Source organism: Acidovorax radicis, assembly GCF_020510705.1.
Lineage (GTDB): Bacteria > Pseudomonadota > Gammaproteobacteria > Burkholderiales > Burkholderiaceae_C > Acidovorax > Acidovorax radicis_A.
The window spans coordinates 3808832-3826326 of record NZ_CP075184.1 but is presented as its reverse complement, the minus strand read 5'-3'; the positions used below and the strand labels follow the sequence as shown (position 1 = coordinate 3826326).

The following is a 17495-nucleotide window of genomic DNA, read 5'->3' as shown; positions in this document are numbered from 1 at the left end:
ACAAGTACCTTGCCGGGATGGGATGCTAGGCGCGGTGCGCAGTGGATAGCCCGGCTATCCACAAGCGCCGCAACGCCACAGACCGCCCGTCAAGGCACTTGCCCGAAGGGTTGGAGTGAAATCGGGCGATTGGACGCCCCGGCTGCTTGCATGGGCATGAGCCCATGCTGCGCATCCGAAGCATCCACTCATCCCGATTGCACTCCAATGCGATCTCCGAAAAGATTTTGAACAGGTTCTCAGGATGCCAGCGCCTTGGGGTTGGTCTTGGGCGAGCCCCCCATGTTCAACCCTAAATGGCGCCATTGTGTGGAGGTGCCAGAATAGAAGCTGTTGTGCTTCAAAGGAGTTCGCCATGGCCTCGTCGTCCAAGCCGGTAGTCTCATCGCCTGCCAAACCCATACGCCACGCGTTCGGTAATACGCTCAAAAAATTCAAGACGGCGTCTGGCAAGGAGGGGCGCTTCTATTCACTGCCCACGCTGGCCCGGCAGTTCCCGCAAATCAACCGACTGCCGGTGTCCATTCGCATCGTGCTCGAATCGGTGTTGCGCAACTGTGATGGCCACAAGGTCACTGCCGAGCATGTGCAGCAACTGGCGCACTGGGCACCGAATGCCGGACGCAAGGACGAGATCCCCTTTGTTGTCTCGCGTGTGGTGCTGCAGGATTTCACCGGGGTGCCGCTGCTGGCGGACCTGGCCGCCATGCGCAGTGTGGCCGCGCGCCTGGGCAAAAACCCTAAAAAGATCGAACCGCTGGTGCCGGTGGATCTGGTGGTCGATCACTCCATCATGGTGGACTACTACGGCAAGAAGAATTCGCTCGACCTGAACATGAAGCTTGAGTTCCAGCGTAACCGCGAACGCTATGAGTTCATGAAATGGGGGATGCAGGCGTTTGACACCTTTCGCGTGGTGCCGCCGGGCTTTGGCATCGTGCACCAGGTCAATCTCGAATACCTGGCGCGTGGCGTGCACAAGGGCAAGGACAGCATTTACTACCCGGATACGCTGGTTGGCACCGATAGCCACACCACCATGATCAATGGCATCGGCGTGGTGGGCTGGGGCGTGGGCGGTATCGAGGCCGAGGCCGCCATGCTGGGCCAGCCCGTGTATTTCCTGACGCCCGATGTGGTGGGCTTCGAGATGACCGGGCAACTGCGCGAAGGTGTCACGGCCACGGACCTCGTGCTGACCGTGACCGAACTGCTTCGCCAGCACAAGGTGGTGGGCAAGTTCGTCGAGTTCTTTGGTCCAGGCACGCGCACCCTCTCTCTGCCCGACCGCGCCACCATTGGCAACATGGCGCCCGAATATGGCGCCACGATGGGTTTCTTCCCGGTCGATGAAAAGACCATCGACTACTTTCAGGGCACGGGCCGCACCAAGGGCGAGATCGAGACCTTTGAGGCTTACTTCAAGGCCCAGGGGCTGTTTGGTGTGCCGCTGGCGGGTGAGGTGGACTATTCGCAGGTCGTGAAACTTGACCTCGGCAGTGTCACTCCCAGTCTGGCCGGCCCCAAGCGTCCACAAGACCGCATCGAACTGGGCAAGGTCAGCAGCCAGTTTGCCGACCTGTTCAGCCAGCCGAATGCACAAAACGGCTTTAACCGCCCGGCCGAGCTGCTGCATACCCGCCACCATATCCACCGGGGCCAGGACGTGGTGCAGGCGGCCGCTCCCACGGACAAGCCAGCTCCTGCAGGCGCACCGCGTTTTGTGGCCGAGATGGAAAGCAACAAACCCGCGCTGGCCACGGCCCACGCCGATGCCGCAGCCGTTATGCCCGCCAAAGGTGCCGACCCCACCGTCGGCAATGGCGATGTGCTGATTGCCGCCATCACCAGCTGCACCAACACCAGCAACCCCAGCGTGTTGTTGGCCGCGGGCCTGCTGGCCAAAAAGGCGGTGGAGGCAGGTCTCAAGGTGCAGCCGCACATCAAGACCTCGCTGGCGCCGGGCTCGCGCATCGTGACCGAGTACCTCACCGAAACCGGTTTGATGCCTTACCTGGAGAAGCTGGGCTTTGCCCTGGCCGGCTACGGGTGCACCACCTGCATCGGCAATGCGGGCGACCTGACGCCTGAGCTCAATGAAGTCATTACCGGCAACGACCTGGTATGTGCTGCGGTGCTCTCTGGCAATCGCAATTTCGAAGCCCGGATCCACCCCAACATCAAGGCCAACTTCCTGGCCAGCCCGCCGCTGGTGGTGGCCTATGCCATCGCGGGCACGGTGCTCAAGGACCTGATGACCGAGCCCGTGGGCAAAGGCAAAGGTGGCAAGGACATCTACCTGGGCGACATCTGGCCGACCAGCGACGAGATCCAGTCATTGATGAAGTACGCCATGAAGGGCAAGGCTTTCCGCGAAAACTATGCCAAGGTCACCACCGAGCCCGGCAAGCTGTGGGAAAAGATCAAGGGTGTGAGCGGTAACGCCTACACCTGGCCTGGCAGCACCTATATCGCCGAGCCACCGTTTTTTGCACAGTTCGCTATTAAAAACGTAGCTGCTGGCGCAGATGATAAAAGCGCTGGAGGCCAAAATGACGTCAAACTTCCGTCTGTGAATGGCGCGCGCATCATGGCGTTGTTTGGCGACTCCATCACTACCGACCACATCTCGCCCGCAGGCTCCATCAAGGAAAGCTCGCCGGCAGGCCAGTGGCTGGTGCAGCACGGGGTGGCGAAGGCCGATTTCAACAGCTATGGCGCGCGCCGTGGCAACCACGACGTGATGATGCGCGGCACCTTTGCCAACGTGCGCATCAAGAACCTCATGATTCCGGCCACGGCCGATGGCTCGCGCGAGGAGGGCGGCGTGACGGTGTTCCAGAACGAGGGCGCGCTGCAGGGCGAGAAGATGTTCATCTTCGATGCGGCCATGCAATACATGGCACAGGGAACGCCCACGGTGATTTTTGCGGGCGAAGAGTACGGCACGGGTTCGAGCCGCGACTGGGCCGCCAAGGGCACGCAGTTGCTGGGCATCAAGGCCGTGGTGGCCAGGAGCTTTGAACGTATCCACCGCTCCAATCTGGTGGGCATGGGTGTGTTGCCCCTGCAGTTCAAGGCGGGTGATTCGTGGGAATCCCTGGGCCTGTCGGGCAACGAAGTCATTGACGTGGTGCCCGATGCCGCGCTCACGCCACGAAGCGATGCGCAGCTGGTGATCCACCGCGGCGACGGCACGCGCCAGGAGGTCACGGTGACGCTGCGCATCGACACACCGATTGAGGTGGACTACTTCCAGGCAGGGGGCATCCTGCCGTTTGTCCTGCGCCAGTTGCTGCAAGCGTGAGCGTCAGGCTGCTGCACGCCATCGCAACGGGGCTTCGGCCCCGTTTTTTTGTGGCGGCCTTGCCTTGTTCTCCCTCTGGGTTGGTGCCCTGGTTATTTCCTTACGCGTAGATACACTTATGCCGTACTGACGAAATAACGATTCATCCCGCCGCCCCTTTTTGCGTATGCCCCCCAACAACCTTCAGCCCGCGCGCCCGCTTTTGCCGGATGCGCCAGCCGTCACGATGGTGCTGTTGGTGGCCGCGCTGGCGCTGGTGATCCTGCCGCTGGCGCGGATACTGGGTGAGAGAGCGGGCATGCCGTTTGGGATGGAGCCGTTTCTGGAGCTGGTGGCGGTTTTGCTGGGGCTGTTGGTGGTGTCTGTGTCGCTGCACACCCTCGAAGCCCCTGAGCAGGCGCGGGCCAACGTGCTTGTGGTGGGGTTCGGCGTGGCGGCGGCCTGTAATTTTCTGCATGGTGTGCTGGTGCACTCCGGCCCCGTGCACATGCCATCGGGCAGTGCCGATGTCTCGCTGTGGCTGAGCACTTGGGCGCGGGTGGCTGAAATGCTCACCCTGGGGCTGACGGCCACGCGTTTGTCGGCGCCGGGCACGGGCAGGGTGTGGTTGGCGGTTGCCGGGGGGCTTACGCTGGTGATCGTCGGCTCTGCCATGGGCCCCCTGCCAGGGTGGTTTGCCCAGGCGGCCGATGGTGCGCTGCGCCAGAGGGTGGCCTTGGCGCTGGTGGTGGCCCTGGCGGGGATCGCCCTGTGGTTGTTCCGGCGTGCCCACCGCCACGACCACCTGCCGCGCGATCGTTTCCTGGCGTGGGCGGCCGGGGCATTTCTCTGTGGAGAGCTCACCGTGGGGGCACTGGGCGGGCATTCGCCCCTTGGCGGCTCACTGGCCCATGGGTTCCGGGTGATCGGCTATGCGCTGCTTTATCAGGCCGTGTTTGATGCCGGTATTCGCCGGCCTTTTGCACGAGTCCAAGAGGCCGAGAGCCGCCTGCGCGAAAGCGAAGACCGCCTGTCTTTGCTGGGGCGCAACTTGCCCCACAGTGTCTTGTTCCAGGTGGTGCGCGAGCTTGATGGCCGTGTGCATTTTGTGCACATGGGCGATGCCATCGAGCGGCTCAACGGGGTCCGTGTCGAAGAGGTGCTGAAAGACCCGGGTGTGCTGTACCGGCAAATCCTGGACGAAGACATCGACGGCTTGCGGAAAGCAGAGAGGCAGTCCTTTGTGTCCATGACCAGCCTGGAGGCGGTATTTCGCCTGCGCAGGACGGACGGGCAGGTGCGCTGGATGCACCTGAATTCATCGCCGCGCCTCCTTCAGGATGGCCGCGTGTTGTGGGACGGCGTGCAGACCGATATCACTGCGCACCACCAGGCTGCAGAGGCGGCAAACGCCCATCAGGCGCTCATGGCCAACACGCTGCGCCATGTGCCGGGCGGGGTGTCGCGGATCGATCGGAATTTGCGCGTCCTGTACGTCAACGAACAGCAGGCGCGCTGGTTGTACACCACACCGCAATATCTGGAAGGGCAGCGACTGCAGGACGTGATTCCCCCCGAAGTGTTTACGCGCATCCGGCCGCAACTTGAAAAGGCCTTTGCGGGCGAAACGGCGGTGTTTGAAAACCGCATCGACGGCCCCGACGGCATGCAGTTTCGCCACACCACCATCGCGCCAGAAACCGTCGCGGCGCAAGGTGTGCCTGCCGTGGTGCTGTTTGCCTACGACCTGACCGCACTCAAGCGCATTGAGCAAGAACTGGCCCAGCAGAAGGCGAACCTGGCCAGCGTGGTCAACGCCATGCCGGACATGGTGTTTTTGAAGGACGCCAACGGGGTGTACCTGTCGGTCAACCCGGTGTTCGAGCGGTTTGCAGGCCGGCCCGAGCGGCAGATCGTGGGCTGCAACGACTTCGACCTGGTGGCCCCGGCCGAGGCCGAACGCTTTCGCAAGTACGACCAACGCGCCATGCAGGCCTGGCAGCCACTGGTGTATGAAGAAACGCTCACTTTTGTCGAAGATGGCTACCAGGGCCATTTCGAGACCATCAAGACCCCCATCCGCGATCTACACGGCCGTGTGACGGGCGTGCTGAGCGTGTGTCGCGACATCACAGACCGCAAGCGTTCAGAGCAAGAGATCGAGCGCCTGGCGTTCTACGACGCGCTGACAGGGCTGCCCAACCGCAGGCTGCTTCTGGATCGCCTGCAACGCTCCATCGCAGCATGCCAGCGCACCAAGAACCTCGGGGCCTTGCTGTTCATCGACCTCGACAACTTCAAAGACCTCAACGACACCCTGGGCCACGACATGGGCGACCAGCTCTTGGCACAAGTGGCCACCCGGCTGGTGGGCAGCGTGCGCGAAGCCGACACCGTCGCCCGCTTCGGGGGCGACGAATTCGTCGTCATGCTCGAAGCCCTGGCCCCCGACGTACAAAGCGCAGCCAACCAGACAGAAACCATCGCAGAAAAACTCCTGGCCAGCCTGAACCAGCCCTTCGCGCTCGATGGCGGCCAGCACTACAGCACCCCCAGCATCGGCATCACCCTGTTTGGCGACGAACGCCTCACGGTGGACGAACTGCTCAAACGCGCAGACCTGGCCATGTACCAGGCCAAAGCCGCAGGGCGCAACACCCAGCGCTTCTTCGACCCCGACATGCAAGCGGCCGTCAACGCCCGCTCCAACCTGGAAGCAGACCTGCGCCAAGGCCTGGCGCGGGGTGAACTGCTCGTGCACTACCAACCCGTGGTGGACCACCAAAGCCAACTGCTGGGGGCAGAAGCCCTCGTACGCTGGCGCCACCCAGAGCGCGGCATGATCAGCCCCGGCGACTTCATCCCCCTGGCCGAACAGACCGGCCTCATCCTGCCCCTGGGCCAATACGTCCTGCAAACCGCGTGCGAACAGCTGCAGCACTGGGGCCGACACCCGAGCACCGCCCACCTTACGGTCGCCGTCAACGTCAGCGCCCGGCAATTTCGGCAACCGGACTTCGTGGCCCAAGTGCTGCAGACCCTGCAAAACCACAACGCCGACCCACGCAAACTCAAACTCGAACTGACCGAAAGCCTGCTGCTCGGAGACATCGAAGACACCATCGCACGCATGGTGCAGCTCAAGAGCGAAGGCGTGGGGTTTGCGCTGGATGACTTTGGCACCGGGTACTCGTCCCTAAGCTACCTCAAGCGCCTGCCGCTCGACCAGGTCAAGATCGACCAGAGCTTCGTGCGGGACGTGCTGACGGACCCGAACGACGCGGCGATAGTGCGGACCATTCTTGCGTTGGCCAAGAGCCTGGACCTGCAGGTGGTGGCCGAGGGGGTGGAGACGGTGGGGCAGCTGACGTTCCTGCGGCTGCATGGCTGTGAGGCGTTTCAGGGGTTTCTTTTTGGCCGCCCGGGGCCTGTGGACCTGTTTGCGCGTGAGCATCTTGCTGGCGGCGCAGCACCGCCCTTGACCGCCATGCCTGAGCTGCGTGCGCCATGACCCACGCGAGCGTTTTATGGGTTGATGTCGATACCCAGCACGCAGCGGCAGCGCGGCGATTGGTCGCCACCCGCTTTCCGGCTTGGCGCGTGGTCAACAGCCCCACCCCCGAAACCGCCATGACACCGCTGGCCTCGCAGGCCTGGGACGCTGTGGTGCTGTGTCTCAAACCGTCAGACCGTGAATTGCCCGAGGTGCTGGAGTTATGCGCCGGCCGCCCGGTGCTGATGTGCATTGATGCCACCCAGGAGGCGCTGGCCGCACGTGCTTTTCGCTGTGGACTGGGTGACTATGTGTTGCGTGAGGCCGATGGTGTCTTGCACTTGGACGAGTTGCTGAACCGGCTGGCGTCCCTGATGCAAAAAGCGCAGGCGCGCGAGCATCCGGTGCGGGTGGTGGATGCCCGCGTCTGGCATGAAGCGCTGACCATGCTGCAGCAACAGCGCACCAACTTGCAGGCCACGCTGGCCAGCATGAGCCAGGGCATCTTCAAGACCGGTCCCGATGGCCGCATCACGGTCTACAACCAGCGTGTGCTGGAGCTGCTCCACCTGTCCGAGTCGCTGATGGCCACGCGTCCCACGCTCGCTGAGCTGACACGAAGCCAGGCCGAGCGCGGCGATTTTGGTGAAAACTACGGTCTGGTGGACGAGCGTGGGCACGACTATATCGCACAGGGGGCGGTGGCGGTGTCGCCAGCGCTGTATTGGCGCACCACCCGCGACGGGCGCACGCTCGAAGTGCGCACCAGCATGCTGCCGAATGGCGGCATGGTGCGCACCTTTGCCGATGTGAGTGACTACGTGCGGGTGGAAAAAGAGCTGCGCGAGAGCGAAGCACGGTTTCGCTCGCTCAGCGATCTGTCGTCCGACTGGTATTGGGAGCACGACGCTGAAGGCCGGTTTGTGCAGCTCGCTGGCGATTTGAGCGTGAACGGCATCCCCTTGTCGGACGTGCTCGGGCACACGCGCTGGGAATTGGGGGCGCTCAACATGACCGACGCCGATTGGGCGGTGCACCGTGCGGTTCTCGCTTCGCACCAGCCCTTTCGCGATCTCGAACTGCAGCGCGAGCGGCCCGACGGTAGCCTGCACTGGATTTCTGTGAGCGGTGTGCCGGTGTTTGACGATAGCGGCGCGCTGCGCGGCTACCGCGGCGTGGGGCGCGACATTACCGAGCGCAAGCAGGTAGAAATACAGATCGAACGGCTGGCGTTTTATGACGCTTTGACCGGCCTGCCCAATCGCCGGTTGCTGGTGGACCGGCTGCAGCACGCCACGCTGGCAGTGGCGCGTGCACGCAACCAAGGCGCATTGCTTTTTATCGATCTTGACAACTTCAAGGATCTCAATGACACCCTGGGCCACGACACGGGCGACCAGCTACTGCTGCAGGTGGCCAGGCGTCTGAAGGCGTGCGTGCGGGAGTCCGACACGGTAGCGCGCTTTGGCGGCGACGAGTTCGTGGTGCTGGTGGAAGGGCTGAGCGCCGATACGCCCCAAGCCAGCGCTGAAGCGGCGCTGGTGGCGAGCCATATCGCCACGACGCTGGGCAAGCCCTATGCCCTGGGGGACCTGAGCCACCACAGCACGCCCAGCATTGGCATCGCCCTGTTTGGCCAACAGGCTTGCACCGTGGACGAACTGCTCAAACAGGCTGACCTGGCCATGTACCAGGCCAAAGCGGCGGGCCGTAACACGCAGCGATTTTTCGACCCCGACATGCAGATCGCGGCGAGCCACCGCGCGGCGCTGGAGGCAGACCTGCGCCGGGGCTTGCACGACAAGGAACTGGTGTTGTTCTACCAGCCCATCGTGGACGGCAAGGGCCGCCTGCAGGGCGCGGAAGCGCTGGTGCGCTGGCGGCATCCGCGCCGGAGCATGGTGTCGCCGGCCGAGTTCATACCGCTGGCCGAGCAGACCGGGCTGATCCTGCCGCTGGGGCAGTGGGTGCTGGAGGCCGCTTGCGCGCAATTGGTGGCCTGGTCGCGCAGCGCGCTCACCCGCGATTTCTTCTTGTCGGTGAACGTGAGCGTGCGCCAGTTTCGCCAGCCTGATTTTGTCGCGTGCGTGCTGGGTGCGCTGGATGCCACCGGTGCCAACCCCGAGCGCCTCAAACTCGAACTCACCGAGAGCCTGCTGATGGCTGATGTCGAGGACATCATCGCGCGCATGGAGCACCTGCGCCGCTACGGGGTGGGCTTTTCGCTGGACGACTTCGGCACGGGCTATTCGTCGCTCAGCTATCTCAAGCGCCTGCCCCTGGACCAGCTCAAGATCGACCAGGGTTTTGTGCGCGACCTGCAAACCGACCCCAACGATGCAGCCATCGTGCGCACTATTTTGGCGTTGGCAGATAGCCTGGACCTGGACGTAGTGGCCGAGGGCGTCGAGACCACGGGCCAGCTTGATTTCTTACAGCGCCACGGTTGCAATGCGTTTCAGGGCTACCTCTTTGGCCGCCCCATGCCCGCTGAAATGCTTGAGCGGGCGCTGCGCCCCGCGTTGTAGCGTTGTGCTGGCAACCCCTGTCGCTGCGTTCACAATGCAGGCATGACAAACTCCTCCCACGCCTTGAGTTCCGTGTGGTCGCAGCCTCCCAAAGGGGGCGCGCTTCATCTGGAGACGACCCGGTGATGAAGAAACAGGTGCTGATCGCTGGCGGTGGCATTGGCGGCCTGGCGGCGGCCCTGGGTGCGTCGCGTGCGGGATTGGATGTGCGGTTGTACGAACGGGCCACCGCTTTCAGCGAAGTGGGTGCGGGCGTGCAGATCGGGCCCAACGTGGTGCGGCGGCTGCAGGCCTGGGGGTTGCAGCAGGCGCTGCAATCCGTGGCGGCGTTTCCCACGCGCTTGCAGGTGCGCAATGCCGTCAGCGGCAAAGAGCTGGGCGCCATGCCGCTGGGGACCACGGCGGTCGATCGGTATGGCGCCGCCTATGCCACCATCCACCGCGCTGATCTGCATGGCCTGTTGCTGGCCGCGGTGACGGACGGCACCCAGACACAACTGCATCTTGACCAGGCGATCGAGCGTTTCGTCGATGCCGACGACGTCGTCACGGTGCGCACCAGCCGGGGCAAAGAGGTGGAGGGGGATGCGCTCATCGGCGCCGACGGCCTCTGGAGCCGCACGCGCGCACAACTGCTCGGCTCCACGGCGCCCCGGGTGACGGGCCACCTGGCCTACCGCGCCATGGTGCCCCAGCACGCGCTGCCCGAGGCGCTGCGCACGGCCCAGGTCACTGCGTGGTTGGGCCCCCGGCTGCATGCGGTGCAATACCCTGTGCGCCGGGGCGAACTGCAAAACCTGGTAGTCATCGTGCAAGGCCCGGCACCCCAAAACCTGGAGAGCTGGGACCACAGTGCCAATGCGGCGGACCTCGAACATGCCCTGCAAGGCACCTGTACCGCATTGCAAGACCTGGTGCGCAGCGTGACCGACCATGGCGGCCCCGTGGGCAACCCGGGCTGGCGCCTGTGGCCCTTGTGCGACCGGCCACCGGTGCGCGGCGCCAGCGAGATGGCACGTGGCGTGGTGGCGCTGCTCGGCGATGCGGCCCACCCTATGCGCCCTTACCTTGCGCAAGGGGCCGGCATGGCCATTGAAGACGCGGCCGAGCTGCAGCGCGCGCTGGCCATGCACGACCTGGATATGCCGCTGCGCCTTACGCGTTATGCACTCAACCGCTGGCAGCGCAACGCGCGGGTGCAGGCCCGCTCCACCCGCAACGGGCGCATCTTCCACGCCACGGGCCCCGTGCGCTGGGGCCGCGATCTGTCGCTGCGCCTGCTGGGCGCCCGCCTGCTGGACGTGCCGTGGTTGTACCGGGGCGATGGCGCGGGGGCGAGTTCGCTGTAGTTTGCTATTGAATGTGTAGCTGCTTGCGCTTTATTCATAAGCGCTACAGCCTGTTTTCTTCTAATTTTTAGCAGAAATGGCGTGCGGGGCTGATGGGGACCAATGTGGCGCCAGGGCGGCGCCAGCACCCAGTCTTCGCGGATCAATCGGCGCGGACGGGAGCGGGCAGCAGCCTGAAGGCCAGTGCGCTGGCCGCCAGCATGGCGGCAATGGTCAGCATCACGGCCACATAGGGGTCGGCCCCGCGCTCGGATGCCAGCGATGCAGCCAGCCCGGTCACCCACTGCATCAACGCCACGCCCAAAAACATGGCCATGGTGAACACCGCCATGGCGCGCCCCGTCATCGCGGCGGGGTAGGCCGAGCGCACGTCGGAATACTGCAGCACCATGTAGCCCGCCAGCAGGCCCACGGCGATGGAGCCGCCCACGTCCAGCCACTCTGACCGAGCCAGGCCGAGGGTGGCGAAAACGGCGGCCATCAACACCGTGAACGCCACCAGCCATCGTCTGCGCCGTGCGGGGCCTGGGTCCATGCGGCCAAAATAGGCGGGCGTGAACAGCGACACCAGAGACGACAGCATCGCCACGTTGCCGCTGGCCACCAGTGAATAGCCGTGGCGCTCGATCAACAGGGGGCCCAGCCACAGCCCCCGCAGTGTGAGAAACGACGCGTAGGTGGTGAGCGCCAGCAGCAGGATGCCGGCTGTATGGGGCACCAAAAACAGCGCGCCAAAACTGCGCACCGCGCCCGCCACAGACTCGCGGTGCGGGGCGCTGTGGGCGGGGTGCGCGGGGAGAGCGGGTTCGTGCACCTTCCAGAAAATCAGCAACCACGCCAGCATGGCCAGCCCTGCCAACACGGCAAAACCCATGCGCCATGATGACTGCTGGTCCAGCCAGGCCAGCGGCGTGCCCGTGAACAGCATGCCCAGCCCGCCCACGCCCATGGCGACCCCCGACACCATGGCAAACCGTGACGCAGGAAAGTAGCGCGCGATGAAGACCGTGCACACCAGAAAAGCAGGGGCGCAGCCCACACCAATCAGCACCTGCCCGACCAGCACCGTGCCATAGCCCGGTGCCATGGCCGAGAGCACGGAACCCGCGATGCACAGCGGAAAAGCCACCAGCAGCGTGCGGCGCACGCCATAGAGGTCGATGCCGATGCCCATGAACAGCTGCATGGTGCCAAAGGCGAAGGCAAACGCACCTGCAAACACCCCCAGCGCCTGGGCCGACAAGCCGAACTCGGCCCGCAATCCGGTGGCCATGATGGCCGTGATGGTGCGAAACGCCTGGCTCAGCGCAAACCCCGACACCAGCGCCAGCAGCATGGCCCAGGCAGCGCGCGAAGAAAGCAGCGGGGCTGGCGTGGGGGAAAGGTGCACCTGCACGGTGGGGGCTCCAGGAAGGGGGGCAGAAGAAAAAGCCGCTGCGGCTTTGTACCCCGCAGAGGCTACCAGCCCTGCGGATGGTTCGCTGTCGCCGGGGGGCGCGCGAAAAGTGATAGGCGATAGGCGTGCCGAATTCACGGCCCTTGGCGTCGTGCGAACGTTGACCTTTCACCGTCGGGTGGGGTGTGCGGTGCCGGGTACTGGGACCGAGCACCGGCCCGCAGCGCCTCCGGGCGCATGTGGATCAGCCCCTGGATGAGCAGACTGCCTGCCCTCGGACACGGTGTGTTGGGCCGTTTTACGGCACACGCGACCAACCTGGCCGAGGGCTAGCCCAGCGGTGGCTTCAATGCAAGCGCGCTGTTGCCTGGCGTTCGCCGAAGGCATCGGCCTATTGACTTGCCTTTGCCGGCGTGGAAAGGTGTCAACACCGCTGGTAAAGGGGCGTTGCTGACACGCGCGCAGGGCGCGCAGCATCTGTAGGGGAGCAGGACTTTGGGAGGGCCTGCTCGGCACACGGGGCGTGGGCAGTCGCTTGCGGCGTCAACCCGCAGTGCTGGCGACCGTTAAAGGCAAGCGCCCCGTTCCTGTTCCATTCCAGTTCAGCATCGCACCCGCGATGAGTCCGATATTCAAGGAGATTTCTATGTTGTTTCGCAACCCCCTTCACGGCCTTTGGGCTGTCCTGCTGTTATTTTTCGGACTGATCGCCCCTGCCGCTGCCCAGCGGGATGAGGGCGCCTATCAAATCTTGAGTGCAAGCTACGGCACGGCGGAGCGCAGTGTGGATGTGACGGACCGGCTCAAGCAACTGGCCCGCAGCGACCAGGCCTTCCGGGTGAGCAACGAGGTGTTTGGCACCGACCCCGACCGTGGCCGTACCAAGGCACTGCGCATCTACGCCCGTGGCCCCGACGGCGCGACGCGCACGTTTGAGTACCGCGAGGACTCTACGGTAGACGGGGCCCAGTTCGTCGGCTGGCGTGGTGGCAACTGGGGCCAGGGTGGGCATAACGGTGGCTGGCAAGGCAATGAAGGCGGAAACAACAACGGCCGCGATGACGGCGAGCTGCGGATCCTGCAAGCCATCTACGGCACCCCGGAGCGCCATGTAGACGTGACCCAGCGCCTGCGCGAATTGGCACGCAATGACCGCGCCATTCCCCTGACCAACGACACCTTTGGCGTGGACCCCCATCCCCGCAAGACGAAGACCCTGCGTATTTATGTGCGCACCCGCGATGGCCAGACCCAGATGCTCGAATACGCCGAAGGCAAGACCATCGATGGTGCCCGCTTCAGCGGCTGGGGTGGTGGCAACTGGGGGCGTGATGGCTGGAACGGCGGCTGGAATGGTGCCGGTAACCAGGGGGGGAACCCGCAGGGCGATTACCGTGAGCAGCAACGCTACCAGCTGGTTATTTTGAACGGGTCTTATGGGGCTGATGGCCGCATGGTCGATGTGACCGGGCGCCTGCGTTCCATCATCCAGGACAACAGCTTGGCGGTGCGGGTCACCAATGAGTTGTGTGGCGGGTGTGACCCCGCGCCCCGGGTCACCAAGATGCTGTGGGTGACCTATTCTGTGGGCGGTCGCGAGCAGCGGGCCAATGTGCGTGAGGGCGACAATTTGATCCTGCCGTGAAGGCTGAAGGCTTCAGCGCCTCAAGCAGCATGTCCTCAGAGGATCTGCTACCGGGGCCTGGGCCTGTACCAGGACCTGGAGAGTGCGGCCATCAAGCGCTGTGGTTGTTTATAAAAAGGCCTGTCCGCTCACGCGGACAGGCCTTTTTTGCAGCGGCTAGATCGGAGTCTGAGGGACACGAGTGAGACCAGGGCGAGACCAGGCCGGCTCAAGGTTCGCTACTCATAGGTCCGTGCGTAGCTTCCAGATCTCGGGGAACAGCACCACGTCCAGCATCTTGCGCAAATAGCTCACCCCGCCGGTGCCACCCGTGCCGCGCTTGAATCCGATGATGCGTTCGACGGTGGTCACATGGCGAAAGCGCCAAAGGCGAAAGGCGTCTTCCAGATCGGTGAGTTCTTCGCCAAGCTGGTACAGGTCCCAATACTGCTGCGGATTGCGATACACCACGAGCCACGCCTGTTCCACCGCGTCGCTTTCTGCATAGGGCTGGGTCCAGTCGCGTTCCAGGTGGCTGGCGGGCACGGGAAGGCCCCGCCGCGCCAGCAGGCGCAGGGCCTCGTCATACAGCGAGGGCGCTTCGTAAGCGGCCTGCACTTGCCCCAGCAGGTCGGGGCGGTGCGCATGGGGCTGGAGCATGGCCCGGTTTTTATTGCCTAGGGCGAATTCAATGCTGCGGTATTGATAGCTTTGAAAGCCGCTGGACTGGCCCAGGTAAGGGCGCATGGCGGTGTACTCGGGTGGCGTCATGGTGGCCAGCACATCCCAGGCGTGCACCAGTTGTTCCATGATCTTGGAGACACGCGCCAGCATCTTGAAGGCCATCTGCAGTTCGTCGCCGGCAATGTGGCCCATGGCGGCGCGCAGCTCGTGCAGCATGAGCTTCATCCACAGCTCGCTGGTTTGGTGCTGCACGATGAACAGCATCTCATCGTGCGCAGGCGACAGCGGCTTTTGGGCACTGAGGATGGCGTCCAGTTGCAAATAGTCGCCATAGCTCATGCTCTGGCTGAAGTCGAGCTGGGCACGTTCTTCGTGCACGATGGATTCGGGCAGGGCGGCGGCTGGCGCTTTGCTGTCAGGGGCTTGCGATGGGGTTTGCGAGTAGGGGCACATGGTCAATCTCCTTGCCGATCAGGTGACTGCGTGGGTCTGGTTGAACTGAGGCTGCTGCCAATCGCCGCTTTCCAGCACCTGGCGCAGGTGCTCCACCGCGTTCCACACGTCTTCAAAGCCGATGTACAGCGGGGTGAAGCCAAAGCGCAGGATGTCCTTGTGCGGGCCTTTGCCGCCATCCCCCTTGCGGAAGTCGCCAATCACGCCGCGTGCAATCAGCGCCTGCACGATGGCATAGGCACCGCTGCCCTGGCCGCCCACGCCTGCGCCTTCGTCGCGCGTCAGGCACACCTGCGAGCCGCGCTGGGCATGGTCGCGCGGCGTGGCCAGGCCCAGGCCGTGGCCTGTGCAGCGCTCTTCCACCAGCTGGATGAACAGGTCGGTGAGCGCCAGCGACTTGGTGCGCAGCGCGGCCATGCCGCCCAGGCTTTCGGCGGCCGTGAATACATCCAGCCCGCACTGCAGGGCCGACAGGCTGATGATGGGCTGCGTGCCACACAGGTAACGCGTGATGCCTAGGGCGGGTTGGTAGTCGGGGGTGAACTGGAAGGGCGCGGCATGGCCCCACCAGCCCGACAGCGGTTGCCAGAAGCGATTGGCGTGGCGTGGATTCACCCACACAAAGGCCGGTGCGCCAGGGCCGCCGTTCAAATATTTGTAGCCGCAGCCAATCGAGAAATCCGCGCCTGCGCCGTTCAGGTCGACCGGCACCGCGCCCGCGCTGTGCGCCAGGTCCCACACGCACAAAATGCCCTGGGCGTGTGCGGCAGCGGTGATGGCGGCCATGTCGTGCATGGCGCCGGTGCGGTAGTTCACATGCGTGAGCATCAACACGGCCACGTCGCTGGTCAGCGCGGCGGTGATCTCTTCGGGCTCCACCAGCACCAGCTCCAAACCACGCTCCTTGCACAGGCCCTCGGCGATGTAGAGGTCGGTGGGGAAGTTGCTGCGCTCGCTCACGATGCGCTTGCGCGTGGGGCCGTCTTCGCGGGCGATGTTCAGCGCGGCGCTGAGCACTTTGTAGAGGTTGATGGAGGTGCTGTCGGTGCACACCACTTCGTCCTTGCCCGCGCCGATCAGCGGGGCGAGCTGGTTGCCCAGGCGCTGGGGCAGGTCAAACCAGCGGTTGGTGTTCCACGATTGGATGAGGTCCGTGCCCCATTCGCGCGCCACCACATCGGCCACGCGTGCGGCGGCGGCCTTGGGCAACACGCCCAGCGAATTGCCGTCGAGGTAGATCACGCCTGCGGGCAGGCTGAAGTGGCCGCGCAGCGGCGCGAGCGGGTCTTGCGCATCCAGGGCGCGGCAGTCTTGGAGGGTAGTGGTCATGGCGGTCAAGGTCAGTTACTTCTGTTTTGATAGCTGGTAGCGCTTATGGGATAAGCGCTAGAGGCCAAAAAGGTTTGAAATTTTTATCGGGCGGCATCCCTGCAATACAGCGATGCTGCTGATACCAGTGCCACCGTGGAACCGGCTTTGCCGGGTCTCGGGTGGCGTCCCCTTTGGGGGGGTGACGCGAAGCGGCACAGGGGGGTCACATCAACTCGCGCAGCACGGCGCGCACGGGCGATGCGTCGGCGGTGGTCAGCTTCAGCGGCAGGGCGATCAGCTCGTAGTCGCCTTCAGGCACTTCGTCGAGCACCAGGTTCTCCAGCACACGCAGGCCTCGGCGGCGGATGACCTGGTGGCTGTCGAGCGTCTTGCTGTCGGCCGGGTCGATGCTGGCGGTGTCGATGCCCACCAGCAACACGCCCCTGTCCGCCAGGCGCTCGATGGTGTCGGGGGCGTAGGCGGTGAGCTGGCCGTCCCATCGCGCAGGGGCCTGGGCGTAGGTGCGCACCAGCACGCGCGGGGGCAGGGCGCTGTCCACCGCATGGGCGATGTGGTCCCAGGTGACGAGCGGGCCGCAGCCGATGGCGTGGATCACGCGGCAGGGCCCAAGGAAGGCGTCGAGCGACAGGTCACCAATGGTGGCGCCGCTTGCGTCGTAATGCAGCGGTGCATCGGCATGGGCGCCCACGTGGGGCGACAGCGTGATGGCGCTCACGTTGACCGGGCAGCCTGGGCCGATAGTGGCGCACCACTGCTGGCTGTAGGCCGTATCGCCCGGAAATACGGGGCTGCCCGCGTGCACGGGCGGCGAGATGTCCCAGAGCCGACGGGCGGTGGAGGTGGAAGGCGTTGACATGGGACAAAGTTTGCATGTCCCGAAAAAGCCGTGGTGTCGGTTATTTCCAACACCAGGGTGGTTTTGTGGAGGCTTCAACGATACCGAGAGGCCGCGATACCGGTGTCGCCCCCTGCGCTCAGGTCAAAGCGCCCACTCCGCAGCCAGTGGTGGCAGCCCGTGCCGCATGCGCGCCCGTTGGCAAGCTGGGTCGCCCGCTTCGAATTCACGGCAGGGCGAAGGGCGCCATTCGTAGATGCCACAGCCCACTTGGCCCCCCACCTTGCCCGTCAACGCGGCGCAGCGTGCGGGCACGTGGTCGGTGCCGCGCATGCGGCAGGTGGTGGCGGTGACTTCCACGGCCAGCCCATCAGGCACGGTGCCGCCCATGGCCTGGGTTTCCTCCACGGCAAAGTCCACGCGAAAACTGGCGCAGCAGGCGCCGCAACTGAGGCAGGGGTGGGCGGAATCGGGCATGGCGATGAAATGGGATGGTGGGTTTGCCAAAAGTGGGT

At 64.5% G+C, this 17495-nt stretch carries 10 protein-coding genes; 5 read left to right on the top strand and 5 right to left on the bottom strand.

From position 1 onward, the window contains the following. Positions 1-355: 355 nt before the first annotated feature. The 4 genes from KI609_RS17510 (at position 356) to KI609_RS17495 (ending at position 10656) form a co-directional block, all read left to right on the top strand. Positions 356-3307, top strand: a complete 2952-nt coding sequence (locus KI609_RS17510; RefSeq protein ID WP_226444833.1) for an aconitate hydratase — start codon at positions 356-358, stop codon at positions 3305-3307. 166 nt (positions 3308-3473) lie between these two features. Then, complete coding sequence (locus tag KI609_RS17505) at positions 3474-6797, top strand: EAL domain-containing protein (RefSeq protein WP_226444832.1); 3324 nt, start codon at positions 3474-3476, stop codon at positions 6795-6797. Then, entirely contained in the window at positions 6794-9307 is a 2514-nt protein-coding gene (locus KI609_RS17500; protein ID WP_226444831.1) for a putative bifunctional diguanylate cyclase/phosphodiesterase, read from the top strand. Before KI609_RS17505 ends, KI609_RS17500 begins: the two co-directional genes overlap by 4 nt. A gap of 125 nt (positions 9308-9432) precedes the next feature. After that, positions 9433-10656: an FAD-dependent monooxygenase gene (locus tag KI609_RS17495; protein ID WP_226450516.1), complete on the top strand. Its 1224-nt coding sequence runs from the start codon at positions 9433-9435 to the stop codon at positions 10654-10656. A 142-nt stretch (positions 10657-10798) separates the two neighbouring features. Here the strand turns inward: KI609_RS17495 and KI609_RS17490 are convergent, their stop codons facing one another. Then, complete coding sequence (locus tag KI609_RS17490; RefSeq protein ID WP_226450514.1) at positions 10799-11992, bottom strand: MFS transporter; 1194 nt, start codon at positions 11990-11992, stop codon at positions 10799-10801. A gap of 706 nt (positions 11993-12698) precedes the next feature. On the opposite strand from KI609_RS17490, the gene KI609_RS17485 reads away from it, so the two are divergent. Then, the gene (locus KI609_RS17485; protein WP_226444830.1) at positions 12699-13697 is read left to right on the top strand and encodes a DNAJC11 domain-containing protein; all 999 of its coding nucleotides are present in this window, start codon (positions 12699-12701) and stop codon (positions 13695-13697) included. 222 nt (positions 13698-13919) lie between these two features. On the opposite strand, the gene kynA is transcribed toward KI609_RS17485, so the two are convergent. The 4 genes from kynA to KI609_RS17465 form a co-directional block, all read right to left on the bottom strand. Beyond that, positions 13920-14813 (bottom strand): tryptophan 2,3-dioxygenase, encoded by an 894-nt coding sequence (gene kynA, locus KI609_RS17480; RefSeq protein ID WP_226444829.1) that lies wholly within the window; start codon positions 14811-14813, stop codon positions 13920-13922. Between the two features lie 18 nt (positions 14814-14831). Next, positions 14832-16142 (bottom strand): kynureninase, encoded by a 1311-nt coding sequence (gene kynU, locus KI609_RS17475; protein WP_226444828.1) that lies wholly within the window; start codon positions 16140-16142, stop codon positions 14832-14834. A gap of 205 nt (positions 16143-16347) precedes the next feature. Next, positions 16348-17001 carry an arylformamidase gene (kynB, locus tag KI609_RS17470; protein ID WP_226444827.1) on the bottom strand — a complete coding sequence of 218 codons (654 nt, stop codon included), beginning with the start codon at positions 16999-17001 and terminating at the stop codon, positions 16348-16350. A gap of 123 nt (positions 17002-17124) precedes the next feature. Continuing rightward, a complete protein-coding gene (locus KI609_RS17465; RefSeq protein ID WP_226444826.1) occupies positions 17125-17457 on the bottom strand; it encodes a YkgJ family cysteine cluster protein in 333 nt (110 codons plus the stop codon). Positions 17458-17495 lie beyond the last annotated feature (38 nt).